Annotated in this window: 34 protein-coding genes; 29 read left to right on the top strand and 5 right to left on the bottom strand. The window is 39.8% G+C overall.

What is annotated here, in order from left to right; genetic code table 11:
• The first annotated feature begins 148 nt into the window (after nucleotides 1-148).
• The 8 genes from AC04Q4_RS17715 (at nucleotide 149) to AC04Q4_RS17680 (ending at nucleotide 8,456) form a co-directional block, all read left to right on the top strand.
• On the top strand, nucleotides 149-1,114 hold the full coding sequence (locus AC04Q4_RS17715; RefSeq protein ID WP_015528443.1) for a helix-turn-helix domain-containing protein: 966 nt from the start codon (nucleotides 149-151) through the stop codon (nucleotides 1,112-1,114).
• Nucleotides 1,115-1,244: 130 nt separating this feature from the next.
• The gene (locus tag AC04Q4_RS17710; protein WP_015535748.1) at nucleotides 1,245-1,841 is read left to right on the top strand and encodes an MptD family putative ECF transporter S component; all 597 of its coding nucleotides are present in this window, start codon (nucleotides 1,245-1,247) and stop codon (nucleotides 1,839-1,841) included.
• Complete coding sequence (locus AC04Q4_RS17705) at nucleotides 1,841-2,593, top strand: energy-coupling factor transporter transmembrane component T (RefSeq protein WP_055222061.1); 753 nt, start codon at nucleotides 1,841-1,843, stop codon at nucleotides 2,591-2,593. The genes AC04Q4_RS17710 and AC04Q4_RS17705 overlap by 1 nt, the downstream gene beginning before the upstream one ends.
• Nucleotides 2,590-4,056, top strand: a complete 1,467-nt coding sequence (locus AC04Q4_RS17700; protein WP_054335617.1) for an ABC transporter ATP-binding protein — start codon at nucleotides 2,590-2,592, stop codon at nucleotides 4,054-4,056. The genes AC04Q4_RS17705 and AC04Q4_RS17700 overlap by 4 nt, the downstream gene beginning before the upstream one ends.
• A 126-nt stretch (nucleotides 4,057-4,182) precedes the next feature.
• A complete protein-coding gene (locus AC04Q4_RS17695; RefSeq protein WP_138344132.1) occupies nucleotides 4,183-5,967 on the top strand; it encodes an ABC transporter ATP-binding protein in 1,785 nt (594 codons plus the stop codon).
• Nucleotides 5,968-7,716, top strand: coding sequence for an ABC transporter ATP-binding protein (locus tag AC04Q4_RS17690; RefSeq protein ID WP_015528447.1), 1,749 nt, complete (start codon nucleotides 5,968-5,970; stop codon nucleotides 7,714-7,716).
• 11 nt (nucleotides 7,717-7,727) lie between these two features.
• Nucleotides 7,728-8,096, top strand: a complete 369-nt coding sequence (locus tag AC04Q4_RS17685) for a metal-dependent transcriptional regulator (RefSeq protein WP_015528448.1) — start codon at nucleotides 7,728-7,730, stop codon at nucleotides 8,094-8,096.
• A gap of 123 nt (nucleotides 8,097-8,219) precedes the next feature.
• Nucleotides 8,220-8,456, top strand: a complete 237-nt coding sequence (locus AC04Q4_RS17680; protein WP_015528449.1) for a hypothetical protein — start codon at nucleotides 8,220-8,222, stop codon at nucleotides 8,454-8,456.
• Between the two features lie 15 nt (nucleotides 8,457-8,471).
• Here the strand turns inward: AC04Q4_RS17680 and AC04Q4_RS17675 are convergent, their stop codons facing one another.
• Complete coding sequence (locus AC04Q4_RS17675; protein ID WP_118721484.1) at nucleotides 8,472-9,851, bottom strand: relaxase/mobilization nuclease domain-containing protein; 1,380 nt, start codon at nucleotides 9,849-9,851, stop codon at nucleotides 8,472-8,474.
• Nucleotides 9,818-10,141, bottom strand: coding sequence for a MobC family plasmid mobilization relaxosome protein (locus tag AC04Q4_RS17670; RefSeq protein ID WP_015528451.1), 324 nt, complete (start codon nucleotides 10,139-10,141; stop codon nucleotides 9,818-9,820). The genes AC04Q4_RS17675 and AC04Q4_RS17670 overlap by 34 nt, the downstream gene beginning before the upstream one ends.
• 249 nt (nucleotides 10,142-10,390) lie before the next feature.
• Between AC04Q4_RS17670 and AC04Q4_RS17665 the strand changes: the two genes are divergently transcribed.
• Complete coding sequence (locus tag AC04Q4_RS17665) at nucleotides 10,391-10,762, top strand: MmcQ/YjbR family DNA-binding protein (RefSeq protein WP_054335618.1); 372 nt, start codon at nucleotides 10,391-10,393, stop codon at nucleotides 10,760-10,762.
• A complete protein-coding gene (locus AC04Q4_RS17660) occupies nucleotides 10,762-11,193 on the top strand; it encodes a flavodoxin family protein (protein ID WP_054335660.1) in 432 nt (143 codons plus the stop codon). The genes AC04Q4_RS17665 and AC04Q4_RS17660 overlap by 1 nt, the downstream gene beginning before the upstream one ends.
• Before the next feature lie 58 nt (nucleotides 11,194-11,251).
• Here AC04Q4_RS17660 and AC04Q4_RS17655 read toward each other — a convergent pair whose 3' ends face one another.
• Nucleotides 11,252-11,452 (bottom strand): helix-turn-helix transcriptional regulator, encoded by a 201-nt coding sequence (locus AC04Q4_RS17655; RefSeq protein ID WP_054335619.1) that lies wholly within the window; start codon nucleotides 11,450-11,452, stop codon nucleotides 11,252-11,254.
• A gap of 57 nt (nucleotides 11,453-11,509) precedes the next feature.
• On the bottom strand, nucleotides 11,510-12,244 hold the full coding sequence (locus AC04Q4_RS17650) for an XRE family transcriptional regulator (RefSeq protein WP_117457278.1): 735 nt from the start codon (nucleotides 12,242-12,244) through the stop codon (nucleotides 11,510-11,512).
• A 192-nt stretch (nucleotides 12,245-12,436) separates the two neighbouring features.
• Between AC04Q4_RS17650 and dinB the strand changes: the two genes are divergently transcribed.
• The 8 genes from dinB to AC04Q4_RS17610 all read left to right on the top strand — a co-directional run bounded on the left by dinB (nucleotide 12,437) and on the right by AC04Q4_RS17610 (nucleotide 16,772).
• Nucleotides 12,437-13,684 carry a DNA polymerase IV gene (gene dinB / locus AC04Q4_RS17645; RefSeq protein WP_138344134.1) on the top strand — a complete coding sequence of 416 codons (1,248 nt, stop codon included), beginning with the start codon at nucleotides 12,437-12,439 and terminating at the stop codon, nucleotides 13,682-13,684.
• A 14-nt stretch (nucleotides 13,685-13,698) separates the two neighbouring features.
• Nucleotides 13,699-13,911 (top strand): LexA family protein, encoded by a 213-nt coding sequence (locus tag AC04Q4_RS17640; RefSeq protein WP_117457280.1) that lies wholly within the window; start codon nucleotides 13,699-13,701, stop codon nucleotides 13,909-13,911.
• 12 nt (nucleotides 13,912-13,923) lie between these two features.
• Nucleotides 13,924-14,163, top strand: a complete 240-nt coding sequence (locus tag AC04Q4_RS17635) for a hypothetical protein (RefSeq protein ID WP_054335621.1) — start codon at nucleotides 13,924-13,926, stop codon at nucleotides 14,161-14,163.
• A 250-nt stretch (nucleotides 14,164-14,413) separates the two neighbouring features.
• Entirely contained in the window at nucleotides 14,414-14,986 is a 573-nt protein-coding gene (locus AC04Q4_RS17630; RefSeq protein ID WP_054335622.1) for an ArpU family phage packaging/lysis transcriptional regulator, read from the top strand.
• Between the two features lie 9 nt (nucleotides 14,987-14,995).
• On the top strand, nucleotides 14,996-15,367 hold the full coding sequence (locus AC04Q4_RS17625; protein WP_054335661.1) for a hypothetical protein: 372 nt from the start codon (nucleotides 14,996-14,998) through the stop codon (nucleotides 15,365-15,367).
• 199 nt (nucleotides 15,368-15,566) lie between these two features.
• A complete protein-coding gene (locus AC04Q4_RS17620) occupies nucleotides 15,567-16,208 on the top strand; it encodes a DUF2178 domain-containing protein (RefSeq protein ID WP_476389403.1) in 642 nt (213 codons plus the stop codon).
• Between the two features lie 3 nt (nucleotides 16,209-16,211).
• Nucleotides 16,212-16,415: a helix-turn-helix transcriptional regulator gene (locus AC04Q4_RS17615; protein WP_015527881.1), complete on the top strand. Its 204-nt coding sequence runs from the start codon at nucleotides 16,212-16,214 to the stop codon at nucleotides 16,413-16,415.
• Nucleotides 16,416-16,514: 99 nt separating this feature from the next.
• On the top strand, nucleotides 16,515-16,772 hold the full coding sequence (locus AC04Q4_RS17610; RefSeq protein WP_055157184.1) for a hypothetical protein: 258 nt from the start codon (nucleotides 16,515-16,517) through the stop codon (nucleotides 16,770-16,772).
• Between the two features lie 252 nt (nucleotides 16,773-17,024).
• On the opposite strand, the gene AC04Q4_RS17605 is transcribed toward AC04Q4_RS17610, so the two are convergent.
• Nucleotides 17,025-17,231 (bottom strand): DUF6219 family protein, encoded by a 207-nt coding sequence (locus tag AC04Q4_RS17605; protein WP_054752894.1) that lies wholly within the window; start codon nucleotides 17,229-17,231, stop codon nucleotides 17,025-17,027.
• A gap of 179 nt (nucleotides 17,232-17,410) precedes the next feature.
• On the opposite strand from AC04Q4_RS17605, the gene AC04Q4_RS17600 reads away from it, so the two are divergent.
• The 11 genes from AC04Q4_RS17600 to AC04Q4_RS17550 form a co-directional block, all read left to right on the top strand.
• Nucleotides 17,411-17,728 carry a helix-turn-helix domain-containing protein gene (locus AC04Q4_RS17600; protein ID WP_054335623.1) on the top strand — a complete coding sequence of 106 codons (318 nt, stop codon included), beginning with the start codon at nucleotides 17,411-17,413 and terminating at the stop codon, nucleotides 17,726-17,728.
• A 150-nt stretch (nucleotides 17,729-17,878) separates the two neighbouring features.
• Entirely contained in the window at nucleotides 17,879-18,091 is a 213-nt protein-coding gene (locus AC04Q4_RS17595) for a sporulation initiation factor Spo0A C-terminal domain-containing protein (protein WP_054335624.1), read from the top strand.
• A 7-nt stretch (nucleotides 18,092-18,098) separates the two neighbouring features.
• A complete protein-coding gene (locus AC04Q4_RS17590) occupies nucleotides 18,099-18,530 on the top strand; it encodes a hypothetical protein (protein WP_054335625.1) in 432 nt (143 codons plus the stop codon).
• 325 nt (nucleotides 18,531-18,855) lie between these two features.
• On the top strand, nucleotides 18,856-19,329 hold the full coding sequence (locus AC04Q4_RS17585) for a sigma factor-like helix-turn-helix DNA-binding protein (protein WP_476389402.1): 474 nt from the start codon (nucleotides 18,856-18,858) through the stop codon (nucleotides 19,327-19,329).
• 573 nt (nucleotides 19,330-19,902) lie between these two features.
• A complete protein-coding gene (locus AC04Q4_RS17580; protein ID WP_119233043.1) occupies nucleotides 19,903-20,268 on the top strand; it encodes a type II toxin-antitoxin system PemK/MazF family toxin in 366 nt (121 codons plus the stop codon).
• Between the two features lie 136 nt (nucleotides 20,269-20,404).
• Nucleotides 20,405-20,584 carry a hypothetical protein gene (locus tag AC04Q4_RS17575; RefSeq protein ID WP_008688169.1) on the top strand — a complete coding sequence of 60 codons (180 nt, stop codon included), beginning with the start codon at nucleotides 20,405-20,407 and terminating at the stop codon, nucleotides 20,582-20,584.
• A gap of 23 nt (nucleotides 20,585-20,607) precedes the next feature.
• Nucleotides 20,608-22,074 (top strand): recombinase family protein, encoded by a 1,467-nt coding sequence (locus tag AC04Q4_RS17570; protein ID WP_476389401.1) that lies wholly within the window; start codon nucleotides 20,608-20,610, stop codon nucleotides 22,072-22,074.
• A gap of 342 nt (nucleotides 22,075-22,416) precedes the next feature.
• On the top strand, nucleotides 22,417-23,163 hold the full coding sequence (locus AC04Q4_RS17565; protein WP_054752945.1) for a hypothetical protein: 747 nt from the start codon (nucleotides 22,417-22,419) through the stop codon (nucleotides 23,161-23,163).
• 2 nt (nucleotides 23,164-23,165) lie between these two features.
• A complete protein-coding gene (locus AC04Q4_RS17560) occupies nucleotides 23,166-23,960 on the top strand; it encodes a ParA family protein (protein ID WP_464525957.1) in 795 nt (264 codons plus the stop codon).
• The gene (locus AC04Q4_RS17555; RefSeq protein ID WP_476389400.1) at nucleotides 23,941-24,870 is read left to right on the top strand and encodes a ParB/RepB/Spo0J family partition protein; all 930 of its coding nucleotides are present in this window, start codon (nucleotides 23,941-23,943) and stop codon (nucleotides 24,868-24,870) included. Before AC04Q4_RS17560 ends, AC04Q4_RS17555 begins: the two co-directional genes overlap by 20 nt.
• Nucleotides 24,871-24,874: 4 nt before the next feature.
• Nucleotides 24,875-25,285: DUF6050 family protein (locus tag AC04Q4_RS17550; protein WP_476389399.1), on the top strand; the 411-nt coding region annotated here is incomplete at its 3' end.

Genomic DNA, 25,285 nt, shown 5'->3' with positions numbered 1-25,285 from the left:
TGAGATGCAGAAAGAAATGGAAGTAAGTGAAGTTTGTAATTTACATTAAGTAGTGTCTGCTTTTTACATGATTACAAAATTTGACTTTTTACTTTGGAAGTTGTAAAATTTAATTAGTCTTATCTAACTTCGGGAGGAATGCTTGTACATGACAAACCAATACATGAATAATCTTTATCGTGATCTGCTCTCTAATTCACCGCAGACAATAACCATAGATATTCCAGCAGACATGGGGACAGGGCAGATTTTACAGGTGGTCACGAAACAGGGAGCAGTTGTTTCGGACTGGAAAATGAATTATTTTTCAGATATGAACGTGCAGGGAGTGAGTAGCGAAGAATACATTCAAATGTTGTTCTGCTTCAATGATGGTGTTTCCTGGAATATTGCAGATAGCCGACAAAGTATCAGCATACAAAAAGGTGAGTCCTGTATTTATCGTGGACACGGGAAAATGGAATATCTGTGCTATTCCAAACAAAACGATTTCCTTTTCAAAAATGTAAAAGTACCACTGTCGTATTTCCGTAAAATTATGAATGACTATTTTGATGTTGGTGAGATTGAGGTTTATCAGAAAAAACTATTGGAAGGTATATCAAAAGTAGGTATTACTCCCTATATGGAGCACATTTTTGCGGAACTGAAAGACTTCACGCAATATCGCGGCGGATTGGGATACCTGTTTTTGGAAAGCAAAGTTTTTGAGTTGTTATCTGTATATTTGAGTGAGATTTTGGAACTGAGTATTCTTGCGTCAACTTATATAGCAATTTCCAGAAGTGACCGAGAATCCATCATAGAAGCGAAGAGAATCATTGACAGTCAGCTTGCTTTGGCACCAAGTTGTGAGGAATTGGCGCGAAAAGTCAATATTAGTACTTCAAAATTGTCAAAGGGTTTTTCCTCGCTGTTTGGAACATCGGTTCATGCGTATATTATAGATCAGCGATTGGAAAAGGCGGCAAGTCTACTATTAGAAAGTAATTTGAACGTAAGTCAGGTGGCAGCATTTGTAGGCTATTCAAAACCGAGTAACTTTGCTGCGGCATTCAAAAAGAAGTATGGGGTAATTCCTAAAAACTATAAAACGGAAAATACGATTGGTTAAAATTAAAAAATACCGATTTTGGGTAGAATAAAACCGTTTTTGGGTTGGAAATGTAGGCGTAAATTGTTATTATATGTGGTGTAGTTAGAAAATGCTAACTACACCATTTTTTAGATAGGAGGATACTGGTATGAGTTCCCAGAAAAAAAGTTCCCGGCTTGAGGGAAAAGATTTAATTACTATCGGCATCTACACCGTCATCTATGTCGTCATTGTTATGCTGGTGGCGATGCTTGGCTTCATCCCCATTTTTATTCCGCTGATGGCGGTGCTGTGTCCTTTGATTGGCGGCATCCCCTATATGCTGTATGTTACAAAGGCTAAAAAATTCGGGATGACTGCAATCATGGGTTTCCTGATTGGCCTAATCATGGTGTTCTTCGGCAACGGCTATCTTACTATGGTAACTGGTCTTGTTGGCGGCCTGTTGGCTGACGTGATCCTGAAAAAGGCAGACTACAAAAGTGCAAAGAGTACAGTTCTTTCCTGCGGTGTGTTCAGCATCTGGGTGTTTGGCAACTTTGCTCCCATTTTCCTGAACCGTGAAAGCTATATGGTAATGCTGACTGAAGGATACGGCGCTGAATATGCAGCTACCCTTAATACATATATGCCTATGTGGATTGCGCCTATTTTGCTGGTTGCCTGCTTTGTGTTTGGCCTTGTCGGAGGTATGATTGGGAAAGCCATTTGCAAAAAGCACTTCCAGCGTGCCGGTATTGCATAATGGCGCGGGAAATTCTGCTCAGCAAAAAAACAGAACAAGGGTTGCGGCTCGATCCGCGTACAAAACTGTTGCTCATCTTCATCATAAGCATTTTTGTCATGGGTGGAACAGGCGGAGAAGCTATGGGACTGATCCGCCTTGTTCTTTGTGTGGTTCCGGCTATATTGCTGCTTACCTCGAAACAATGTGCAAAAGCTGTGGGCTATATTGCTGTGTTTTCTGTTTTTTATGCTGTCCAAATTTATGTTTTGCCGCACCTTACGGGGATATTGAATTTCCTTGTTCTGTTTACAATAGGATTCTTCTGCCGAATCCTTCCCAGTGTTGCGATTGCTGCCTATGCAGTGAAAACAACAACGGTCAGTGAATTGATTTCCGGCATGGAAAGAATCCATATGCCTAAAGAAGTGACGATCCCCTTAACGGTCATGTTCCGCTTCTTTCCAACTGTCTTTCAGGAGTCAGAAGCAATCAGTGACGCTATGAAAATGCGTGGGATTAAACTTGGAGGGAAAAAATCTTCAAAAATATTGGAGTATAAGCTGATCCCGATGATTACCTGCTCCGTGAAAATCGGTGAGGAACTTTCCGCTGCGGCAATTACCCGTGGCCTCGGCGCTCCTGTCAAACGCACAAACATTTGCCAGCTTAAATTCAATTTTGCCGATGTGGTGCTGATCTTGTTTTGTTGCTTTGTAGTGTTTTGGGCGATTGCTTCCCCGATAATTTCCGCAGGAGGGATTTTGCCATGATAGATTTTCAAAATGTTTCTTTTTCTTATGGTGAAGAATCCAGCGGCGGAGGGATTAGAAATGTCAATCTCACCATAAACACAGGGGAATTTGTTTTACTCACGGGAGAATCCGGCTGTGGGAAAACAACGATTACCCGTTTGGTAAACGGGCTGGTGCCTCATTATTACGAGGGCAAATTAGAGGGCGATGTCCTTCTGGACGGAAAAAGCGTATCAGATACGCCGCTTTATGACTTGGCTGCTATGGTGGGATCTGTATTCCAGAATCCCAAAAGTCAGTTTTTCAACGTGGATACGGATAGTGAATTAGCCTTTGCCTGTGAAAATTTAGGCTATCCTCAGGAGGATATCCTGAAAAGGATTGACCGGACAGTTTCCGATTATCATATTGAAGATTTGATGGGGCGAAGCGTGTTTGCTCTGTCCGGAGGCGAAAAGCAAAAAATAGCCTGTGCTTCATCAAGTGTATTGCTGCCGGGAATTATGGTCCTGGACGAACCATCTTCTAATTTGGATATGGCTGCTATTGATGACCTGCGGCAGGTCCTAAGCCTCTGGAAAAAGCAGGGCAAAACAATTCTGATCGCAGAACACCGCCTTTACTACCTTCACGATCTTGCAGATCGTGTGCTGTATGTAAAAGATGGGGAGATTGAACGGGAATACACGCCTGCTGAATTTGACAGCTTATCGGATGGCACTCGAAAAGAAATAGGGCTGCGGCCGTTTTCTCTCTCGAAGTTGAAGCCTGCGAATCAGTATCAGGCGCATACAGCTAAACAGATGGAATTTCAAAATTTCTGCTTTGCGTATAAAAAGCGGGAACCGGAAAGCCTCCATATTCCGAGTGCAGAACTGCCTGTTGGAGAAACGATTGCCATTATCGGTCTGAATGGCGCTGGAAAATCTACTCTGGCCCGCTGTATTTGCGGACTGGAAAAGAAGTGTGGCTTTTTGCAGGTTGAGGGGAAAACCCTTGATTGGAAAGCCCGGCTCAAACATTGCTACATGGTAATGCAGGATACCAGCCATCAGCTATTTACCGAAAGCGTGGCGGATGAAGTGCTTCTGAGCATGGACAACAAGGATGAAACTGTTGTGGATAAAATCCTTAAACAGTTTGATCTGCTGGAATATAAAGACAGGCACCCGCTTTCTCTTTCCGGCGGGCAAAAACAGCGGGTAGCGATCGCGTCTGCCATTGTGAGTAACCGGGAGATCATTGTGTTTGACGAACCAACAAGCGGGCTTGATCTCAAACATATGAGGGAAGTTGCGCGGAGTTTGAAGTCACTCGCGGATCAGGGCAAAACGCTTCTTGTTATTACGCATGATCCGGAGTTGGTGATGGCGGGATGTTCGTATGTAGTCCATATGGAAAAAGGGCAAGTAAAAGAAAGCTATCCATTGGACGAATCCGGCAGTAAAAAGGTTTTGGATTTTTTCCGAATCCGCCAGTGAATTTTAGAAATTATGAATGTCAGGGCCGCCTTGACTGGACAGAAAGATAATGATAAGAGGCCGCTTTACTTTGGCGGCCTCTTGTTTTTGAAGCACAGACAGTACGGCTCAATATAAGGAGGGCTTATGTTCAAAAAAATCTTTGAGTACGCAGGGCCATATAAGAAAAATATGTATGTGGCCACGGTTGTCGTACTGGTCAGCGTTCTTACGGGTATCCTGCCTTTTGTGCTGGCCTATCAGGTCATTTCGCCATTGGTTATGGGCGATTCTGTTGAAACAGAATTTGTTTTATTGCGTGTTATAGGGGTTTTGATCTGTCTTGTTTTGCAGGCGTTTTTTTATGGATGGGGATTATCAATTTCTCATAAAGCAGCATATAACACATTGTTGCGGCTGCGGGTATCTCTGCAAAAGAAGTTTGAGAAACTTCCCCTTGGCATTGTGGAGGAAAAAGGGACAGGGACAATCAAAAAGCTGTTTGTCGATGATGTGGACAGCTTGGAATTGCTCCTTGCTCATTCAGTCCCAGAGGGTATCGCAAATTTACTGATCCCGCTGGTGATTTATGTTGCTATGTTTTGTGCGGACTGGAAACTGGCTCTTATGTCTTTGGCCTCTATCCCGATCAGCCTGCTCTCCATGGTCATTATGTACTCTGTTGGAATGAAGCGCATGGGTCCCTACTATCAGTCTGCACAGAAAATGAACAACACGATCATTGAGTACATCAATGGTATGGAGGTTGTCAAGGTTTTCAACCGGGAGAGCGAATCTTACGAGAACTTCCGCAAGGATGTAACGGACTATCGGGATTATACCTTGGCATGGTATAAGGCCGCCTGGCCCTGGATGGCGATATACGGAAGTCTACTGCCCTGCACTGTTATTCTGACTTTGCCTCTTGGGGCATGGTTTGTTCTCTGTGGCATAAGCACTTTACCTGATTTGATTTTAGTCCTCTGCCTTTCCCTCAGCATTGGGATTCCTCTCCTGAAAGCATTGGGCTTTATGGAGACGATTCCGAATCTGAATTATAAGATCACGGCACTTGAACAGATGTTAAATACGGCACCGCTGCAAGCTGCTGAGGATGATTTCCACGGACAGGATTTTAACATTTCTTACGATCATGTTTCCTTTGCGTATCAGACGACACAGCCTGGCCCAGATGGGAAACCGATAATAGCGGAAAACGAAGTCCTCCACGATATTACCTTTGTGGCACAAGCAGGACAAAAAACTGCCCTAGTTGGTGAATCCGGTTCTGGCAAGAGCACCCTTGCAAAACTGTTGATCCACTACTATGACCCGCAGAAAGGGAGCATTTCCATTGGCGGGCATAAACTTTGTGATATGAGCCTGGAGGCATTGAACAGCCGCATTTCCTATGTGGCTCAGGATCAGTACCTGTTTAACACCTCCCTGCTGGAAAATATCCGTCTTGGACGTTTGGATGCTACCGATGAGGAAGTAATGCAGGCGGCGAAGAAAGCCCGGTGTATGGAGTTTCTGGAAAAGCTGCCGCAAGGTATTCACTCCATGGCGGGCGATGCGGGGAAAATGCTTTCCGGGGGGCAGCGCCAGCGAATTTCCCTGGCGCGGGCAATATTGAAGGATGCCCCGATTGTAGTGCTTGACGAGGCTACGGCCTATGCTGATCCAGAAAATGAGGAAAAAATGGAGGCTGCTATTGCGGAGCTGGTGGAGGGAAAAACCTTGGTAGTTATCGCTCACAAACTTCCCGCTATAATGAACGCAGATCAAATATGCGTTATGGATCACGGAAAGATGGTGGCAACCGGAAAACATCAGGAGCTGATTCAAGCTTGCCCAGAATACCAAAAGTTGTGGAAAGCGGCTCAGGACAGCGCCGAGTGGAAAGTATCTACTGCAAAGGAGGGAAGATAAATGTTTGCATTGATTTCAAGAATCCTGAACCTCTCCGGGAGGTATAAAAGCCGTATTCAGGCTGCATTTCTATGTGCATTTGTCGAGTCCATTCTCTCCAAAATGCCGATCTTCATGGCGTTTATTGTCTTGGCCGGGTTTGCTGATAATACGCTGACTGGAAAGACCTGTCTGTTTGTCGGACTTGGATTATTAGCTGTTGTAGTGGTTCAGACAGTGGTTCACTATTTGAGCGACCGTCTGCAAAGTGCCGCTGGATTTATGATCTTTGCTGATAAACGGATGGAGTTGGGAAATCATTTAAGAAAAATGCCGATGGGTTACTTTACATCGGGGAATATTGGAAAAATCAGCTCTGTTCTCAGTACGGATATGGTATTCATTGAGGAAGTTTCTATGAGTACCATTGGCAACATGATGAGCTATATGCTGTCTACTTTGGTTTTAGCTGTTTTTATGTTCGTACTGGATTGGAGACTTGGGCTGATTGCGGTAATCATTACCTTGCTGGCATCACTGGTTGCAAAATATATGAATAAGGTTTCCTTCAAGGAGGCTGTCGGGCGTCAAAACCAAAGCGAGAATTTGACGGATGCGGTCTTGTCTTTTGCTGAAGGAATTGGGGTTATCAAAAGTTACAATCTGCTCGGAGAAAAATCTGACGAATTAACGGAAAACTTCAAAAAATCAAGGGATGTCAATACGAAGTTTGAGCAGAAAATGACACCGTGGACCACTGGCTTAAACATTCTCTATGGCGTGGGTATTGCCGCTATCTTCGGTTTATCCGTTTTTTTACATCAGGAAGGCGTACTCTCCCTGGCTTATCTTTTGGGCGTGCTGCTGTTTGTCTTTGATCTCTTTGGACCTCTGAAAGCTCTTTATGGAGAAGCAACCCGACTGACCGTGATGAATGCCGCATTAGACCGCATTGAAGCTGTTTTGGACGAGCCCGAACTTCCCGATAACGGAAATCAACATATTCTGTCACAGGCACAGCCGGATCAGCCAGAAGTACAATTTAGCGATGTGGGCTTCGCCTATCAGGACAAGGAAGTCCTGCACAACATCAGCTTCTCTATGCAGAAGAATACCATGACCGCACTTGTGGGACCGTCTGGCGGTGGCAAATCCACGATTGCGAACCTTCTGGCGCGGCTGTGGGATGTGAAATCCGGCAAAGTGACAATCCGTGGTACAGATATTCGGGATGTACCTCTCGCCGAACTGATGGAACAGATCAGCATGGTTTTCCAGAGGGTGTACTTGTTCCAGGATACCATTTACAACAATATCAGCATGGGTAAACCGGACGCTACCGAGGAAGAAGTCTATGAGGCTGCAAAAAAAGCCCGCTGCTATGATTTTATCATGGCGCTGCCAGATGGATTCCAGACAGTCATCGGTGAAGGCGGCGCTACTCTGTCCGGCGGCGAAAAGCAAAGAATCTCTATCGCCCGATGCATTTTGAAGGACGCACCGATTGTCATTCTGGATGAAGCGACTGCAAGTGTTGATACCGATAATGAAAGCTATATCCAGGAGGCAATCAATGAGCTGGTAAAGGGTAAAACATTACTTGTGATTGCACATCGCCTGAATACCATCCGTCAGGCAGATCAGATTTTGGTGATCTCTGATGGACGGATCAGCGAACAGGGAACCCATGACGAGCTTATGGCAAAAGCCGGGATTTATCAGGATTTTGTAAATATCCGTAAAAAGGCTTCCGGCTGGAGCCTTGCATAAAGGAGGAACCGATGAAGATTCATGCGTCCGGGGAGGATTATCTGGAGGCTGTGCTGATTCTTCAAAAGAAGCAGGGTATGGTCCGATCCATTGATCTTGCCCGGCACATGGGATTCAGTAAACCGAGCATCAGCCATGCAGTAGGTGTGTTAAAGAATGGCGGTTTCCTGACTGTCGATGAAGATGGATACCTCAATCTGACTAATGCCGGGCGGGAGGTTGCCGAGAAAATTTATGAACGCCATCAGTTCTTTACGGAGCAGCTTGTAGCTGTCGGGGTTGATCGGGAAACTGCAGAAAGAGATGCCTGTCGGATAGAACATGTAATCAGTGAAGAAGCTTTTGAAAAATTGAAAACTTCGGTTGAAAAAAAGTATTAGTACAATGTTGATTCACCGAATCTTTTATGTTCATCATACTATAGAATTGTTGAGAAACGTGAAACAGGGTATGAAACTCGTATACTAAAAGACATTCAGAGTGGAATTACACTAGAAACACTTATGGCAAAAGGACATAGGAAAACGCCGGAAGAAAAAGCAGCTGTTGCGAAACAAAAGAGGAAACAGAGGCGAGCAAAACGGAAAAAAGAAGCAAGAGATAATCTGACCAAAGAAGAGATCTTGCAAGATGACCGATTTTTCTGTATTGCTGGTTATACCTCCGGAGGTGCACCGTATGGTGTCACCTGGGAGGAAAAGGATTTGAAACCTTGGGAAGATTTGGAAGAAAATGAGTGAGTTGCCAGTGCAATCTTATTTTTCTCTTGTGACAGAAACAGGTTCCTTTTTTGCCGGAAGTAAGTCTGAACTGATCTCTGGAGCATCGAGCAGTACAGTGAAATTTTGCTGAATGATCTCTAGGGTTTTCTGCTTTTTCTGCAATTCCTGTTTTTCCCGGACAGTAGCATCCTGTTCAGATTCAAGATTTTCAATCCGCTTCTGGATTTTATTAGAGCTTGGGATTTTGGTGATACCGAGATCCTGAAGCTCTTTTTTTAGTGAATCGTGGAGCTGGTATTCTGCCTGATGTTTGGTGCGGTATGCTTTTGGATTTTTAGCAGATTTACAATCTTCAATTACTTTACGACAAAGCCGGTAAGAATTGCAGTGTTTCTGAATGACTTTCTGCGTGCTCAGCTCACTGTTGATTTGTGCTATTCTTTGGTCGGCAACTTTCACAGAAGCTTCAATGTCAGATACATGCTGCCTGAAATCGTCATAATTCAGCAAGTTATTTTCGGAAAGATAGTTGAAGGTGCGGGCTGCCTCTTTTAGATTATTGAGCTTTGCCCATCGTTCAAATCCCTCTCGATTTCCAGTTGTGACATAAGTGGAGATATTGATATACAAGCGAGCTTCTCTGGACAGATGTCTTGGAGTTTTTACTTTGCTACGATTTTTAGCCAGACGGATGCGAACATTTTCTTCGGAATAATAGCTTCCGAGAGATTTCATATAAGTGAAGTTCTTCTGCTCCGGTGCACGGAAGGACAGGTGCTTTCCCTGCCGGACTTCATATCCGGCTAACTGCATCTTTTGCAGAAATTCCTCATAGTTGATGGAAGTCCAGATTGATTTATCAACTGCGACACGTAGCTTGGCTTTCCAACTGGTGCCACGATGATATTCCATGTTCTCTTTATAGCTTTTACCTTTTTCTCCGGTTGGCATGCTGGTGGCAAGTCCATTTTCATGGCAGATACGATTACTGATTCTGCAGAGTTTATGGTAGCTCCGCTTATTGGAAACATACTTGTGATGATCAACAAAGCTTGCAGCGTTGAAGATGATATGATTGTGAATATGATTTTTGTCAACGTGTGTGCTGATCACGTACTCATATTTTCCTTTCAGCACTTCGTCAGCAAATTGTTGACCTAAGCGATGGGCATTTTCGGCATCAACTTCTCCAGGTTTAAATGATTGGATCAGATGAAATGCCAGGTTATCGCCTTTATCCATTCCATTCTTTTTTGCCATTTCTCTTGTCATAGAAAATTCAAGATCTGCAGTTTCCGGGGAACAGCCAAAACTGGAAACTAACAGTTTTTCATCTGTCTTATCTGGATTTGTAATATAGTCCAGAGCTTTCTTGTCAGTTACCTTAATGGGGAAGATTTTAAGATACGCCATAATTCTTTCACCATCTCTTTCAATTCTTGCATTTCTTCTGGATATAGATCTCCGGTGGTATTTACCTTTTTTGCAATCTGGTTGATATTTACACCAATCTTGTGCATTTCCTCATACTGTTTCTTCAGTGGGGTGGTATCGGTGTTGACGATGTAACCGTCGATTGCCATCTTACGCAGATAAGCTCCCATGTTTTTGGTTTTTGATTCTATCATCTTCCTGCGTATAAGCTTCCTTTCTTCTTCGGTGACATAAAAATGGATTTCTTTGTTTCTCTTTCTTTCAGCCATTGGTGGGTTCTCCTTTCTGAGAGGACAGTAGTATCGTTGCTTTCAACGTTTTTCAATTTAGGGCAGGGTACCCTAAATTGGGATTTCCCGGAAGTGTATCCTCACTTCCTGTCCTTGCTGTTTTACCCCTCTATTAGTTAAAGTCAGGAGAACCGGGAAAATGCAAAAGAATTTGGCAGGTAGCACGGGAAGTGAAAATATGGTATGATTATGGGCAGGATATCAGGAGAATCAGGAGTTGAATAGATTGTGAAGAAAGAAGAAATTTTTGAATATGTGAAGAAACAGTATGGTACGATGCCGGAGTATTTATGGGCACAATCACCAGATAATGCTGTGTTGCGACATAAGAATGGAAAATGGTATGCTGTGGTCATGAGCGTTGAAAAATGCAAACTAGGATTAGAAGGAAATGAATTTGTCGATATTATGGATGTAAAATGTGATCCGGAAATGACAAGTATGATTATTCAGACCTTTGGATTTTTGCCAGGATACCATATGAACAAACAGCACTGGATCACAATTTTACTGGATGGTTCAGTAAGTGAAGCAAAGACATTAGATTTTTTGGATATGAGCTATGATATGATTGATGGGAATAGAGGAAAGGAAGAATGATGAGAAAGGTAATCGTATATTCATCTGTGCATCATGGAAACACAGAGAAATTAGTAAAGAGCATTGCAGAAGAGTGTCAGGTTGATTTGATTGATGCTGTAAAACAGCCAGATGCAGATCTGAGCAGTTATGATACGATTGGGTTTGCATCAGGAATCTATTTTTCAAAATTTCATCAGTCGATATTGGGATTTGCAGAGAAGAATCTACCGGACGACAAAGGGGTATTTCTGATCTGTACTTATGGTGGAAGTGCGAATTATAAATCCATAGAGCAGATTTTGGGCAAGAAGCATTCTACAGCAATCGGAAAATTCGGATGCAAGGGCTATGACACATTTGGCCCATTTAAACTGGTGGGTGGTATAGCAAAAGGACATCCAGATGGAAAAGATATAAAAAATGCAGTTGAGTTTGTAAAAGGACTCTAAATAGTTTAGCGAAAAAGAAAAACCGGGGAACAGTCCTCGGTTTTCTGATATTTGCGGTTCAGTCTTCAATTTGAAAAATCTCTTCTACTGGCATTTTCAGATAATGTGCCAGACGGATTGCAATTTCGAGAGAGGCATTTCGCTCACCACGCTCAATGCGTCCGATGGTATCACTGCAAGAACCGACAGCTTTTGCAAGATCTGCCTGAACGAGATTTCGTTCTTCACGGATATCTTTAAGTGTGTTGTTAATTGCCATTTTATCACTTCCTTTATTATTTTCAGCAAGAGCAGGCTAGAAGTCTGCAGTTGATCTTTAATGAAAACCAGGGATTTCTGCTCCTTTGCATTTTCCGATTACTTTCCCAAAGATTTTAAAAGAATCAGATTCATAAATCTGGATTGGATGATACTTTTCATTCAATGAAACCAGATAAACTCCATCCGGACCGTCATGTAGCTCTTTGATATAGGTATTGCCATTGAGATAGAAGATACCGATTTCACCGTTGGAGATACTGTCTTGTTTATGAACCCATGCAACATCTCCGGTATGATACATTGGTTCCATACTGTCACCAGATATACGGATTCCAAAATCCGTCTTTTCAGGTGCGAGATGACCGACATTGTAACTTTCTTTTACACTGTCTTCAATATAATTTCCAGTACCGGCAGAAGCTGGCTCTACTGCAATCGGCTGATAATTTTCAAATGGAATGATATCGGCTCTATGCGGAAGATACTTTCTGGACGCCCGCAGAAGATTGGCAAATTCAATAATCTTAGCTTTGCCGTCTTCATTCAAATTTTCCATGACATGATCAAATGGATTTTCACCTAAAAATTCTTCGTATATATCTTCAATATCTAAAATCTGACAAACTGTCAGGATTGTGTGTAAGGAGGGTTCTCTTGTTAGATTCTCCCATTTGGAGACTGCTTTCGTAGTAACTTCAATTCCTTCCTGAGCAAGTAAGTCCACCAGATCCGCCTGGGAGTAGCCTTTCCTTTTTCTGTTTTCTACTAATACTTCTCCGAAAGCACGCATATGTTCGCCTCATTTCTTTTTGATTTTTCTATATGCATTATAACTCGAATAAAATCAAAAATCAAGAAAAATCTCCGAAAAGGAGATAATACGACCAAGATGTCGCTTGACTATCTCCAATACGGAGATATATACTAAGCATACAGAAATTGATAAGACAATAAACCAAACAGAGAGAAGGTGGTGGAGTTAATGGGAGACAGGACAATTCTTCATAGCGACATGAATTCATTTTATGCAAGTGTGGAAATGCTGCATCACCCGGAATTTGCCGGAATGCCTCTTGCAGTTGGCGGTGATCCGGAAGCCAGACATGGAATTGTGCTGACAGCAAATTATATTGCAAAGCGAAAAGGTGTAAAGACCGGAATGGCATTATGGCAGGCAAAACAGATTTGTCCGGAAATCATTTTTGTGCCACCACGGATGGACTTGTATTTGAGATTTTCACAGATGGCAAGAGAAATCTATTCGGAGTATACGGACAAGATCGAGCCATATGGGATTGATGAAGCCTGGCTGGATGTATCAGCCAGTAGAAATCTGAAAGGAAGCGGAATAACGATTGCAAGAGAAATCAGCCATCGGATTAAATACGAACTGGGTGTAACGGTAAGTATTGGAATTTCCTGGAATAAGATTTATGCGAAACTTGGTTCAGATTACAAAAAGCCAGATGCGATTACAGAGTTTAACCGGGAGAATTATAAAAGTATGATTTGGCAGCTTCCTGCATCGGATCTGCTTTATGTTGGAAGACAGACTCGGAAGAAACTTCAGAAGCTGGGGATTCGAACCATTGGGGAACTTGCAGAAAGTGATGAAGCAATGTTAGAAAGCCATTTTGGAAAGATGGGAATTGTGTTATGGTCATTTGCAAATGGCTGGGACGATGATCCAGTTTGCAAAGATGGGTATACAGCTCCGGTGAAGTCAATTGGTAATAGTACCACAACTCCAAGAGATTTAGAAGATGATCTGGATGTCTGGATCATTCAGATGGCACTGGCAGAAAGCGTTGCAGCAAGATTAAGAAAACATGGTTTTAAATGCAAAACGATAGAAATTACGGTCCGAGACAATGGCTTGTTTCGTTTTTCGAGGCAGAAACAATTACATCATCCAACAAATATAACAGATGAGATTGTTACAGCAGCATTTCAATTGTTTAAGGATTATTATAAATGGGAGCATCCAATCAGAAGCCTTGGTATTCGAGCAGTAGATCTTGTGTTGGATGATATTCCCGTCCAGTTGGAACTTTTTGGTAATCAAGAGAAACAGGAAAAATTGGAAAAGATGGATCGCACTGTAGATGAGATCAGACGACGGTTTGGTTATTTCAGTATACAGAGAGCAGTTATGTATCAGGATAAAGTCTTATCCCACTTGGACGCTGGTACACATACAGTTCATCCACACAGTTATTTTCATGGATAATGGGAGGGATAGATTTGAAACAGACATTAACCAGAAAACAGGAAGAAAGCTATCAGTGCATTTTGAATTATACGAAGGAGCATGGATATCCGCCGACAGTTCGGGAATTTGGAAAACTGATCGGAGTAAGATCAACGTCATCTGCTTTTTCCAGAATTAAGCAGTTGGAACAAAACGGATATATCCGAAGGATTCCGGCATCGCCAAGAGCAATAGAGATCTTATAGTGAGGTGTCGGTATGAATAAAGTGTATGTAGATGTAGTGGCAGAGTTTCGGAAAGACGGAAAACTGGTTCCTATATTTTTCACCTGGGAAGATGGAAGAAAATATAACATTGACAGAATTTTGAAAATTGAGCGATGTGCCAGCAGAAAGGCAGGCGGTGTAGGAATGATGTATACCTGTATGATACAGGGACAGGAAAGCCATTTGTTTTATGAAGTGGATAAATGGTTTATGGAGAGAAAAACAGCATAAGGAGAGATTGGTATAGACGATATTATTTGGATTATTAACCGGCAGGGATAGTCACTTTCCCTTTATATTCCTGTAGGTTTTACATAAGAAGATGGATTCCGGTCAGCAAAGGCAGCTCCCACAATGCCTTTTGGATATCCGCTTCTGCAAGTTGTAGTAAGTAATTGCTTCCCATCAAAATCATGGGGAAAGCGAACTGGTCTGAAAGACCGCCAGTTAGTGTGATGATGATAAGGAGATTTTGAAACTGATGACAGACAGAGATTATGCAATTAAATCAATGAAAGAGATTACCTTCCAGATGGCAAGCCATGCACAGGATTATCTGGAAGTAACGATGGAGAGACATTATACAGATATCAAGGAACTGATGACAAGCTATCAGAAATTGATTTTGGAAAATCAGATTGTGTTAGAAGAATTGGATATGGAGTGCCAGGAGAAAATCAATGAAGATATGGCATATGCGTTGAGTTATCTGAGCATTTATAACAATCAGCTGAATGTGCCAAAGATGCACCGGGAAATGAATAACCTGATGATTATTTACGGCTTGTCAGATATGATCTATCGTGGAATGACACTGGTAAAGTTCTATGCACCGAATGGTGTGATGCTCAGTGAGATTCTTCATTCCTGCTTTTGCAGTCATTATAATAAGACAGATGTGGAAGTACAGCAGGAGTTAGGCGTAGGCAGGACTTCTTTTTATAAAATGAAGAAGCAGGCACTTGGATATTTAGGATTTTATTTTTATGAGATAGTGGTACCGCAGGCAAAAGATAAAAGATTTAAACCATCACTGGGCGTTGAGGAAGAGTAGGTGAATAATATGAGATACGAAGATTCGATGAAGGGTGTAGCTGATCAGATAATCAAAGAACAGCAGCGAGCCAGTAAAATTAAAAACAATCCAGAAGAATTCCATTGGCATGACGAATATGCAACGTTGAATTTCTTTCGGTTTATCTGTAAAAATATCGGTAACTTGGGAAATGGAGAAATTGAAAAAATGGTCACACGCTTAAAGCACATAGATCAGAAAGCAGTGGAAAACCATGTGAATGGTGCTGTCTGGGCATTTGATTATGATAAGATGTTCTGTGTACTGATGGAAAATGAAATTTGCCGAAAGGTGTGTGAAAAGAATAAATATAATAGTTGGACGAAGCTGATTGGACAGTATTGTGTTTCAATGGCTTAAAGATGAAGAAAGTGTTGCTGGAGAAAAAAATACTCTCCAGCAACTTCGTTTTTGATGAATAAAGGTCAGTTTTTTGTTTAAATTATATAAAAACGATATGAGATGTATTTGTATCATTTTCTTGTTGACACCATTTATATTAAGTGATATATTTGTCTTATAAAGATACAAAAACATCACATTGAAAAGAGGGATGATTATGACAAAAAAACAAATGAAACAAGTTATCTTTATGGGAGTAGGGTGTGTAATATTACTGATTGCAGGGATAATTTACTCTTTATTATTTAACGACGCACGCTGGGTTAAAAACATGGATATGTCTAATTATGTATTTTCCATAAAGGATATACCAATGTTGATAGTCGGTGCTTTGATAGTTATTTATGTCTTATATGTAACAGTTATCTTCTTTAAAAACGCCTTTTCTAAAAATTTTAAAGACAAAAACTATTCAAGAACAGTATCTTCATATTGGGGACTGTGTGGAATATTTGGATTTCTAGGTTTTAGCGGTTTTTGGACTTATTTTGAATATGGGAAAATATATCCTTTTGTATTCTTTATATTTTTTGGCTTTTTCGGCTTTTTCTTTGAAGGAAAACTTTCTCACACTTTAGAAGATGAACTTTTTTTAGAAAATAAAAGAAAAGCAGAAATAAACGCCTATAAAGTAGGATTTAAACTTCTCTTTATAGTCATTTGGCTTATGGCAATAGGAATGTTTTCTCGTAATGTGGAATGGTGTGCAATTTTTATGCTCATTTCTGTTTCACTTATCTATGCTTTAGTCATTTTTCTTAGCAACTATTTATTATACCGCTACGAAAAAGGAGAATAAGTCATGGTAGAAGATTTCATGTGCAACTTAAAGGTATATCGTGTAGCACAAGGTTTAACACAAGAACAACTGGCAGAAAAAGTCGGGGTTCGTAGAGAAACAATTATGAGGTTGGAAAAAGCACAATACAATCCATCTCTAAAACTGGCGATTGATATTTCACGGGTTCTCAATGCACCGATAGAAGATATTTTCATTTTTAAATGAGATAGTGGTAGTAAATTCGGTTCTATGTGATATTGGGAACAATAGAATATTAAGTTTTACATCAATATAAGAGTAATGCAACTATAATGTTAATTTGTATTGCTTGGAGGAACAATACCTGATGAAGATGATAATGATGTCATCGCAGAACAACTTGCAAAAATCAGTGAACAGATGGCAATTAAGAATAGGCGTAGCAAAAAAATTTGGAAAATTGCTGGGGTTATATTCCTAGTAATTGTGCTATTGAATATCCTCTTGATAATATTTAATATGTCAGTATCTAAAAACGTTTCAACAGATAGTAGCACCACTTTCATAGAAATAGGTGAAGATGATGTGATTGATGTAGAATAATTTCCAACATACAATCCCAGTTTGACAACTTTATATCCATACACACAAAGCAGTTAGTCTTAGGATTGACTGCTTTTTAACAAAAGACACCACTCAGGTGTAAAGGGTGTCTTTTTAGTGCTATTTTATTGTCATATCAAGGCTCATTCAATTGTGGTAAATTCGTGGTAAATTAAATAATTTTCTATACTTCAAAGTGCTTGAAAGTATAGTGTTTATGCGGATAATCGCAAATTAGATATAAAATTTTGTTTAACTATTCTCACTATTATTTGATTCAGTGATTTTTTTCTTCTTTGGAGAAACCAGTTTGTGACCGGAATAAATGGACATGCCCATACAAAGCAATGAAGAATAGGCAAAATATTTATGTGCAGTCATAGATTTTCTGATTCCAGAATAAATGCATCCCAACATACAGAAAAGTGCTCCGAGGGACCAGTATTTATGCGATTTCATGATTTGATACCTCCTTTGATTTAACTGATTCTATCATAACGCTTTTTTACGAATATGCAAAGAAAATCTTGAAATATAGTTCTATAGAATTAGAACTTGGTTTTGCGATTCTGTATATTTAAGATATTCACAAGTATACTAAATTCAGAACGATTATTCGTTCTGGAGGAGGTGTTACGATGGATTTGAAAGCAGTAGGACAGCGAATCAAATCAGCACGAGAAGCAAAAAATCTCACGCAAGAGGAACTGGCTGCATTAGTACATTTAAGTCCGACGCATGTGAGTGTAATAGAGAGAGGCTTGAAAGTTACAAAATTGGATACCTTTGTTGCAATTGCAAATGCATTAGATGTTTCTGCAGATACTCTTTTGATTGATGTTGTGGCACATTCAGTTACAGGTGTTACCAATGAGCTGGCAGAGAAAATAGAAAAACTTCCGATCAAAGAGCAGAAAAAAATTATCAAAGTAATCCATACATTATTGGAAGAATAATATGACAAAACTGAGAAGAGCAAGTAGCTCTTCTTTTTTTTGCCCCTTTATCCAGCTTTAAGTTGAAAAGTGTCTTTTCATGACGATAGAAATATGCTAAATTAGTTCCATAGAACAAGATGTAATTCTTTTTATATTGGAGGAAAATGAATGAGAGAGAAAACTATTTATGAGAAGATTGCAGAAAAGTACAACACAACACCAGAAGAAGTACGAAGAGAAATGCAGATAGCCATAGATGCAGGCTTTGATAATCCTGATCCAGCTGTGCAGGAAAAATGGAAGAAAATGACACTTAAAGGAGACAGACCCACACCGGAAGAAGTAATCAATTACGCAGTAAAACAATTAAAAGGAAATTAATGAAAATATGAAGAAAAAGATAATTGCAGTGATAACAGGAGCAGTGATCTTGATAATTGCTGCAGGAAGTATTTATGGGAAAACTGAATCCGGTCATAAGAGAGGTGAACCGGATGTAGTAGGAACATTTTCCATAAATCGGGATGAAAATTTAACTGTGGTCGCTAATCGGGAAAATATTGAGGATAGGGAAGCGTTTGCAAGAGAACTTTTGCAGATGTACAAGGATGATTCTTTTCATTCGACAAAATTCTCTACAGACAGGGGATATGCGACGAGCCTTGATATGAACATCTATTTATGGAAAGAGGATATTGAAGACGGGGAATCGGTAATGACAGCCGAATACAGACCTGTAGAATATGGAAAGGACTATGATGTTGTCAATAATCCTGATAAATTTCAAATATATATAGATGGAAAAGAAGTAGAAGAATAACACGGTGAACTTTTTACACTGAAATATGTACGATTCTAATAATGGCATGAACTTATGGGAACGTATTGCGGATACTTTGTGAACTTTATCCTGATACAATGATTATGCTGATGAAAGAGGGCATAGATAACTGAATATAAGAAAGAGACGAAAGCCTCAGTAGTTAAGAAAAAACTACTGGGGCTTTTTTTGTGCCTGAATTTTTCAGCCAATAACTGCGGGTATGTCCCGGCAGGATAAAGGCGGAGCAGGCATGATCCTAAACAGAGGTCCGCCTTCTGGATTTGAAACGAGCAACAAGATTTCAAATTCAGGAGGAACGGATATGTATATTGAACACCCATATTTTTATGACGGAAAGTACTACGCAAATATTGATGGAGAAATGATCGAGATTACAAGAGAAGTTGCGTATGCGATGAACAATTTTTACAGAAGTAGCAAGGCAAAAAAAGTTGAGATTAAGAACGAACTGGGGGAAGTCGTGGATAAGATGCTGCGGGAGGTACCTTACAGTGGACAGTCCATTGATGGGGAAGGATTCATGATTGAAGATTACCCGGATCTGAATTGTGACGTGGAGCACAGTGTACTGACGAAAATGGAACAGCAGGATATTCATAAAGTGATCGATCAGCTGAATACCGAGGAACGCATGATTATTTACGGCATTTTCTTTGAAAACAAGACACAGACACAGATGGCAGAGATTATGGGGATTTCCAGACAGGTATTAGCTTACAAGCTGAAAACGATCCTTAATAAAATGCGTGAAATGTATATGAAAAAAATTTTTTAAAAAATTTCGGAAATTTTTTTGCATCTGCCGAAGTCATTTGACTTTAGTAATTAGAGGAGCTTTAAGGACTCCCTAAAATGCACCATGAAAACTGAATATCCAATAATAACTGACGTGACATTTCATACAGTGAGCACGAGGAAGATGCCGCTATAGGATTATAAGACGTAAGAAACTTTTTTGAGCTAATAATACTGCGAAAAAGCACTGACCAAAGCCAGTCGGCAGGCTGGTGATGCGATGACATGTGTGAGATGCGATACACTTGCAGACCCTGAGAAGTCTGTAACTGGTAAACCTATGAACTGCCAGAGCCTGGAAACGAGAGTTTTTGGGTTGTGGTCCGGAGTGTAGCATCCGGACAGGTTATTATTCCCTTCCTGCAGATGCAGGAGTAACGATTCGGGGTATCGAGGATAAATAGAATCGAGCGAGCACTGTTTAATAATCAAATTGGCTATAGAGGTTATGCGGCAGAGTTTTCCATCTTGGAAAGGAACTCTGCCGTATTCCTGTGGAGCCAATATAGCGCTATGAATGCTTTACAAATTAAAAAGATTGGAGAGATGACAAGTGACGATTCGAAGAGGAGATATCTTATGGGCGGATCTCGGTATGTTCCCGACAACTTCGGTTCAGGGTGGAGTAAGACCGGTGATCGTAGTAAGTAACAACAAAGCCAATACATACAGTTCAGTCATTACAGTAGTTCCGCTGACATCAAGAATATATAAGAAGCGGTATTTACCAACACATGTATTTATCAGTAAATACGATATGACAGGAATCCGAAAAGGAAGCCTGGCATTGGCTGAACAGGTTATGAGCATTTCTACAAAATGCATTATTGAGAAATGCGGAAGAGTAAACAAGTGGAGCCTGGATCGGGTACTGAAAGCAGTACAGATTCAAATGGGAATGAACGAAAGTGAGAAATGATATTCCTGCTTTCGACAATTCAACAGAAAACGACGTCATAAAGTGTAGATAACACAAAAGAATGACAATACAGGACGAGCGGTTCTGGTGATTTTTTAGAGACGATTGAATATGATTTATAAAGGGAGGGATTGCGATGGCATTAAAAATTGTAAGAAGATATGATGCAAATGGTAATGTGATCGAAGATAAAGATTTAGAAAGATTCAAATTGGATTCCCCGGTAGTTCGTCAGATCTTATATCAGATGAATAAAGAGATGGGAGCAGTTGATAATATTAAAGTCGATGCAGCTGAAAGAAGAAATTTCATATAACATACTTAGACAAATAAAATAAGTTGAAATTTTTCTGGAAGGATGGTATAGTATACGTGAGAGGAGGAAAGAGCGAGGTGAGAAACATAAGAATTGGAAAGAATACCTCAAATAATAAAAAAACAGGATTGTATATCAGAGTTTCTACAAATTTTCAGTTTGAAGAAGGATATTCAGTAGGTGCTCAGACAGAGAAGCTTGAAAGGTATTGTAATTATCAGGAGATTGATAATTATGATCTGTATATTGACGGTGGCTATTCAGGAAGCAATCTGAATCGACCGGAGATGAAACGTCTTATTAAAGAAATTCAAGAGGGCAAAGTGGAATCAGTTGTAGTTGTTAAACTTGATCGTTTGTCCAGAAGTCAGAAAGATACGATTTATCTTTTGGAAGATGTGTTTGAAGCAAATGATGTTGGATTTATTTCTTTAAATGAGAACTTTGATACAACAACACCATATGGAAAAGCAATGGTAGGTATCTTATCTGTATTTGCTCAGTATGAACGTGAAAATATTCGTGAACGTACACAGATGGGAATTACAGAGAGAATCAAAACCGGAAAATGGAGAGGGACGAAACCACCATTTGGTTATGACTATAATAACGGTGATGACGTTCTTGTGCCAAATAAAGATGCAGAAACAGTCAGAAAGATTTTTGAATTATATAAGGAAGGCTATTCCACGTATGCACTGGCAAAGATGTTCGATTTAAAAGGAGACAAACAAGTGTCCGATATGTTATCCAGAGTGACATACATTGGAAAGCTCAAATATAATAAGGAAATCGTTGATGGTCTTCACGAGCCGATAGTTGATAAAAAACTGTTTGATGAAGTTCAGGAATTGCGAAAAACAAGAACGAGAGCAACTTCTCATAAATCACAGTATTTACTTACTGGGTTAATATATTGTGGATTATGTGGGGCAAAGATGCGTTATCAAAAATGGAGCGGTGGAAGAGTGATGATTTACTGTTACTCATTAGACCATAGTAAACCGCACCTGGTTAAGAATCCAAATTGCCAGAATGGAAAATTGGATGCAGCTGAAGTTGAAGAAGTTGTTGTTAGTGATATGCTGAAATTATCAAAGGAGTATGAGGTAATCGAGGAAAAATCAGAACAGCAAAATCAAAAAGGATTTGAAGCTATGAACCAGAGAAAATCAGTTCTTGAAGGTAAGCTGAAATCCCTGTATAATTTATATGCATCCGATACCAATAATAGTGTCCTGTTGGAGACGATTGGTGAGATCAATAAAGAACTGGAAAATCTGAATACACAGATAGAACAGTACACATTAAAGAACACCAGAGCTAAAGATATGACAGCAAGAGCTAAAGCATTCAAAAGTGTTGCTGACAGCTGGGAGTTCATGTCTTTTAATGAAAGACAGAAGACTGTACGTGAATATATCAAAAAGATCAAAATATCGAATGATTATGTTGAAATTGAGTATAATGATCTTTTGACACTACAGTAAATTACATTTCTATAGTTAATACATCGCAAGGGGATATATCTTCTTGCGTGTAAAATTTCATATATCTTATTCAAGATAATTACCCTATTGGATAAAGGAAATTTCAAAATTTCCACTATAATACATTATCCCAATAGAGTAAGATAAAGGAAACGACCGGAAAAGCCTTAAAATAAGGGATTTCTGATAAAGGCATTGGATAAAAAAACAGTGCTGTCAGATGTACATTTCGATATCTTATGTTGAAATAACAGTATAGATAAGATATTGAAAACAATTCGGAATTGTTTCTGATAGGAACCTTCTTGAATGAGATGATGACCATTCAAAGGAGGTTTTTTTATGGCAAGAATTATGACAAGAAGAAAAGCCATACCCAAGGCAATCGAATTACTGCAATGTCTGCCACAGACGGAGGAAGTTGTGGAAGTGATACAGGCACTAAAAAAATATTCTTCCACGCCATTGGATAGATGGGATGCAGCCAGTGTATATGAAGCATTAGATGAATGGACAGAATCTCATAATGGTATACCACCGAAAATAAAAGAGTGTGACAGCCATAAGGAGCTGCCAAGCCATATGGTCTTTGAAAAGCTTTTTGGAAAAACAGCCAGAGAATTTCTAAATGATTATTATGGTGAGATGGAATACGTAAGGATTGGACGTCATCGAACAAGGTGTGTGGATGATCAATATGATTTTCTGGAAATATTTAAAAACGAATTTGAACGGATACAACCGGCAACGTCAAAAATATATGATGCTTGTAGAAATCCAGAAACACCATCATGGGGAACGATTGCAAGAAGATGTAAAGTGTCTTCCTGGTCAGAGCTGGTTACACTGTCCGGTGTAGAAGCGAATTGCATTAGAAGAAGATATGACACATATAATATTAGAAATAAGTTGAGCGTTTCACAAAAAACGAATGTGGAAACGAATTTGACAGTACACGAACAGCAGGAAGAAAAAGAAAGATTTGAGGCATTGCTGATAAAGACGCATGATTTAACATTGCAGGCTGAAAATCAGAAAAAGGCAGAAAAAGCAGTTTCAAAACATACATTACGAATCGGGAGGAAATAGAGATGGCAAAAGTTATAGCAATAGTCAATCAAAAAGGTGGTGTCGCAAAGTCAACTTCCTGTGTGAATTTAGGAATCGGATTGGTAAAAAAAGGATATAAAGTTCTGGCAATAGATTTTGATCCACAGGGAAGTTTAACAGAAAGTCTTGGATATCAGAATCCAGATGAATTAGAAATAACAGTAGCGACAATTCTTCATTGTGAAATGAATGGTCTTGAATTACCAAAAGGATATGGAATTCTTCACCATGAAGAGGGAATGGACATTCTTCCGGCAAATATTGAACTGTCTGGGGTAGAAGTTAGTCTGGTAAATGTTATGAGCAGAGAATATGTGTTAAAACAGTTTATCAAGACAATTTCGCCAGAATATGATTATATCCTGATTGATAATATGCCATCGCTAGGAATGCTTACTGTAAATGCTCTTGCAGCAGCTGATTCGGTTATCATTCCGGTTATGGCACATTATCTTCCTGTTAAAGGATTGGAACAGTTGATGCAGACCATATATAAAGTTAGAAAGCAGATAAATCGAAAGCTTCAGATTGACGGAATCTTACTTACCATGGTAGATCGAAGAACGAATTTTTCAAAAGAGATTATAGAGTTGCTTCATGATAATTATGGCGAATATATCAATATTTTCAAGACTGCAATCCCGTTTTCGATAAGGGCAGCAGAGACGAGTGCTGAGGGAGTAAGTATTTATAAACACGATCCGAAAGGTCGTGTTGCCGAAGCTTATAAAAAATTGGTAGAGGAGGTGATTGGTGATGGCAGTGAAAGAAAGTAGTGCTTCAAAGATAAAATTCAAAGGGGTAGATGCATTATTCGGATTGTCAGAGGAGCAGGAGTGTGTGCGAGAAATTCCGCTGGACGAGTTGGATACATTCAAGAATCATCCGTTTAAAGTGTTTAGGGATGATAAAATGGAGGAAATGATTGAAAGTATTTCAGAATATGGAGTTCTTGTGCCAGGAATTGCAAGACCTTCAAATTCAGGGGAAAAGGATTATGAATTAGTTGTGGGACACAGAAGAAAATATGCTTGCAGGGAATTAGGACTGAAAACAATGCCGGTCATTATCAGAGATATGTCTGATGATGAAGCAACTGTGGTTATGGTCGATTCCAACATTCAAAGAGAAAATCTGCTATATAGTGAGAAGGCATTTGCATACCGCATGAAGTATGAGGCATTGAAACGTCAGGGTAAACGGACTGATTTAACTTTGGTCCAAGTTGAACCAAAGTTGAAAAAAAGATGGGCAGCTGAGATGGTTGGCACAGAAGTCGGAGAGACAATGAGTACGATCAAACGATATATACGCTTGACCTACTTGTCGAATTACTTGCTGGAGTTTGTAGATAAAAATGAATTGCCATTTACTGTTGCAGTTGATTTATCTTATTTGAAAAGTAATGAGCAGTCATTGTTACTGGCGTTTATAGGAACAACAAAGAAAATGCCAAATGGATCTCAGGCAAAAAAACTGAAAGAACTTAGCCAGCAAAAAGAATTGACTGGAGAAGATATAGAGAAAATTCTTAGAGGAGAAGCAAAAGTGAATTATCAGAAAATCAGTTTTTCAGAAAAGCAACTGCAAAAATATTTTCCACCAGATTACAAGAAAGAGCAAATCGAAAAAATAATTTTCCAGTTATTAGATTCGTGGAAAGCACAAACAGAGCAAAGGGGATGATAAAGTGGAATATGAAAAGCAAATAAGATATAATGATAGACAGATGCAAAGATATCAGGCATATCTTTCTAAAGTACAGAAGATAAACAGATTAGATAAGAGGACGAAAGAAATGACGATTGGAGATGTAATTAAAAAATCAATTCTGCCACTGGCATTTATGGTATTCTGGTTTTGGATGACAAAAACAATTATGAAGGTCAGTGGGCAGACGGATTGGTTCTGGTGGGTATTTATTGCCGGACTTCCATTTGGAATACATAAAATGCGGTTGATTCTAATTCCGAGAGGAATGGATACCACAGCAACACTTGGGATGGCTACATTAAGTGTCATTATTGGAGCATTGATTGGAAGCATCATGATTCCAGTGCATGTGATCAGAGCGATATACGTGTTTATACGGTATGTCATT

This window comes from Blautia sp. HA8986, assembly GCF_056504635.1.
The sequence above is the reverse complement of the archived record's forward strand: the minus strand, read 5'-3'. Positions and strand labels throughout refer to the sequence as shown.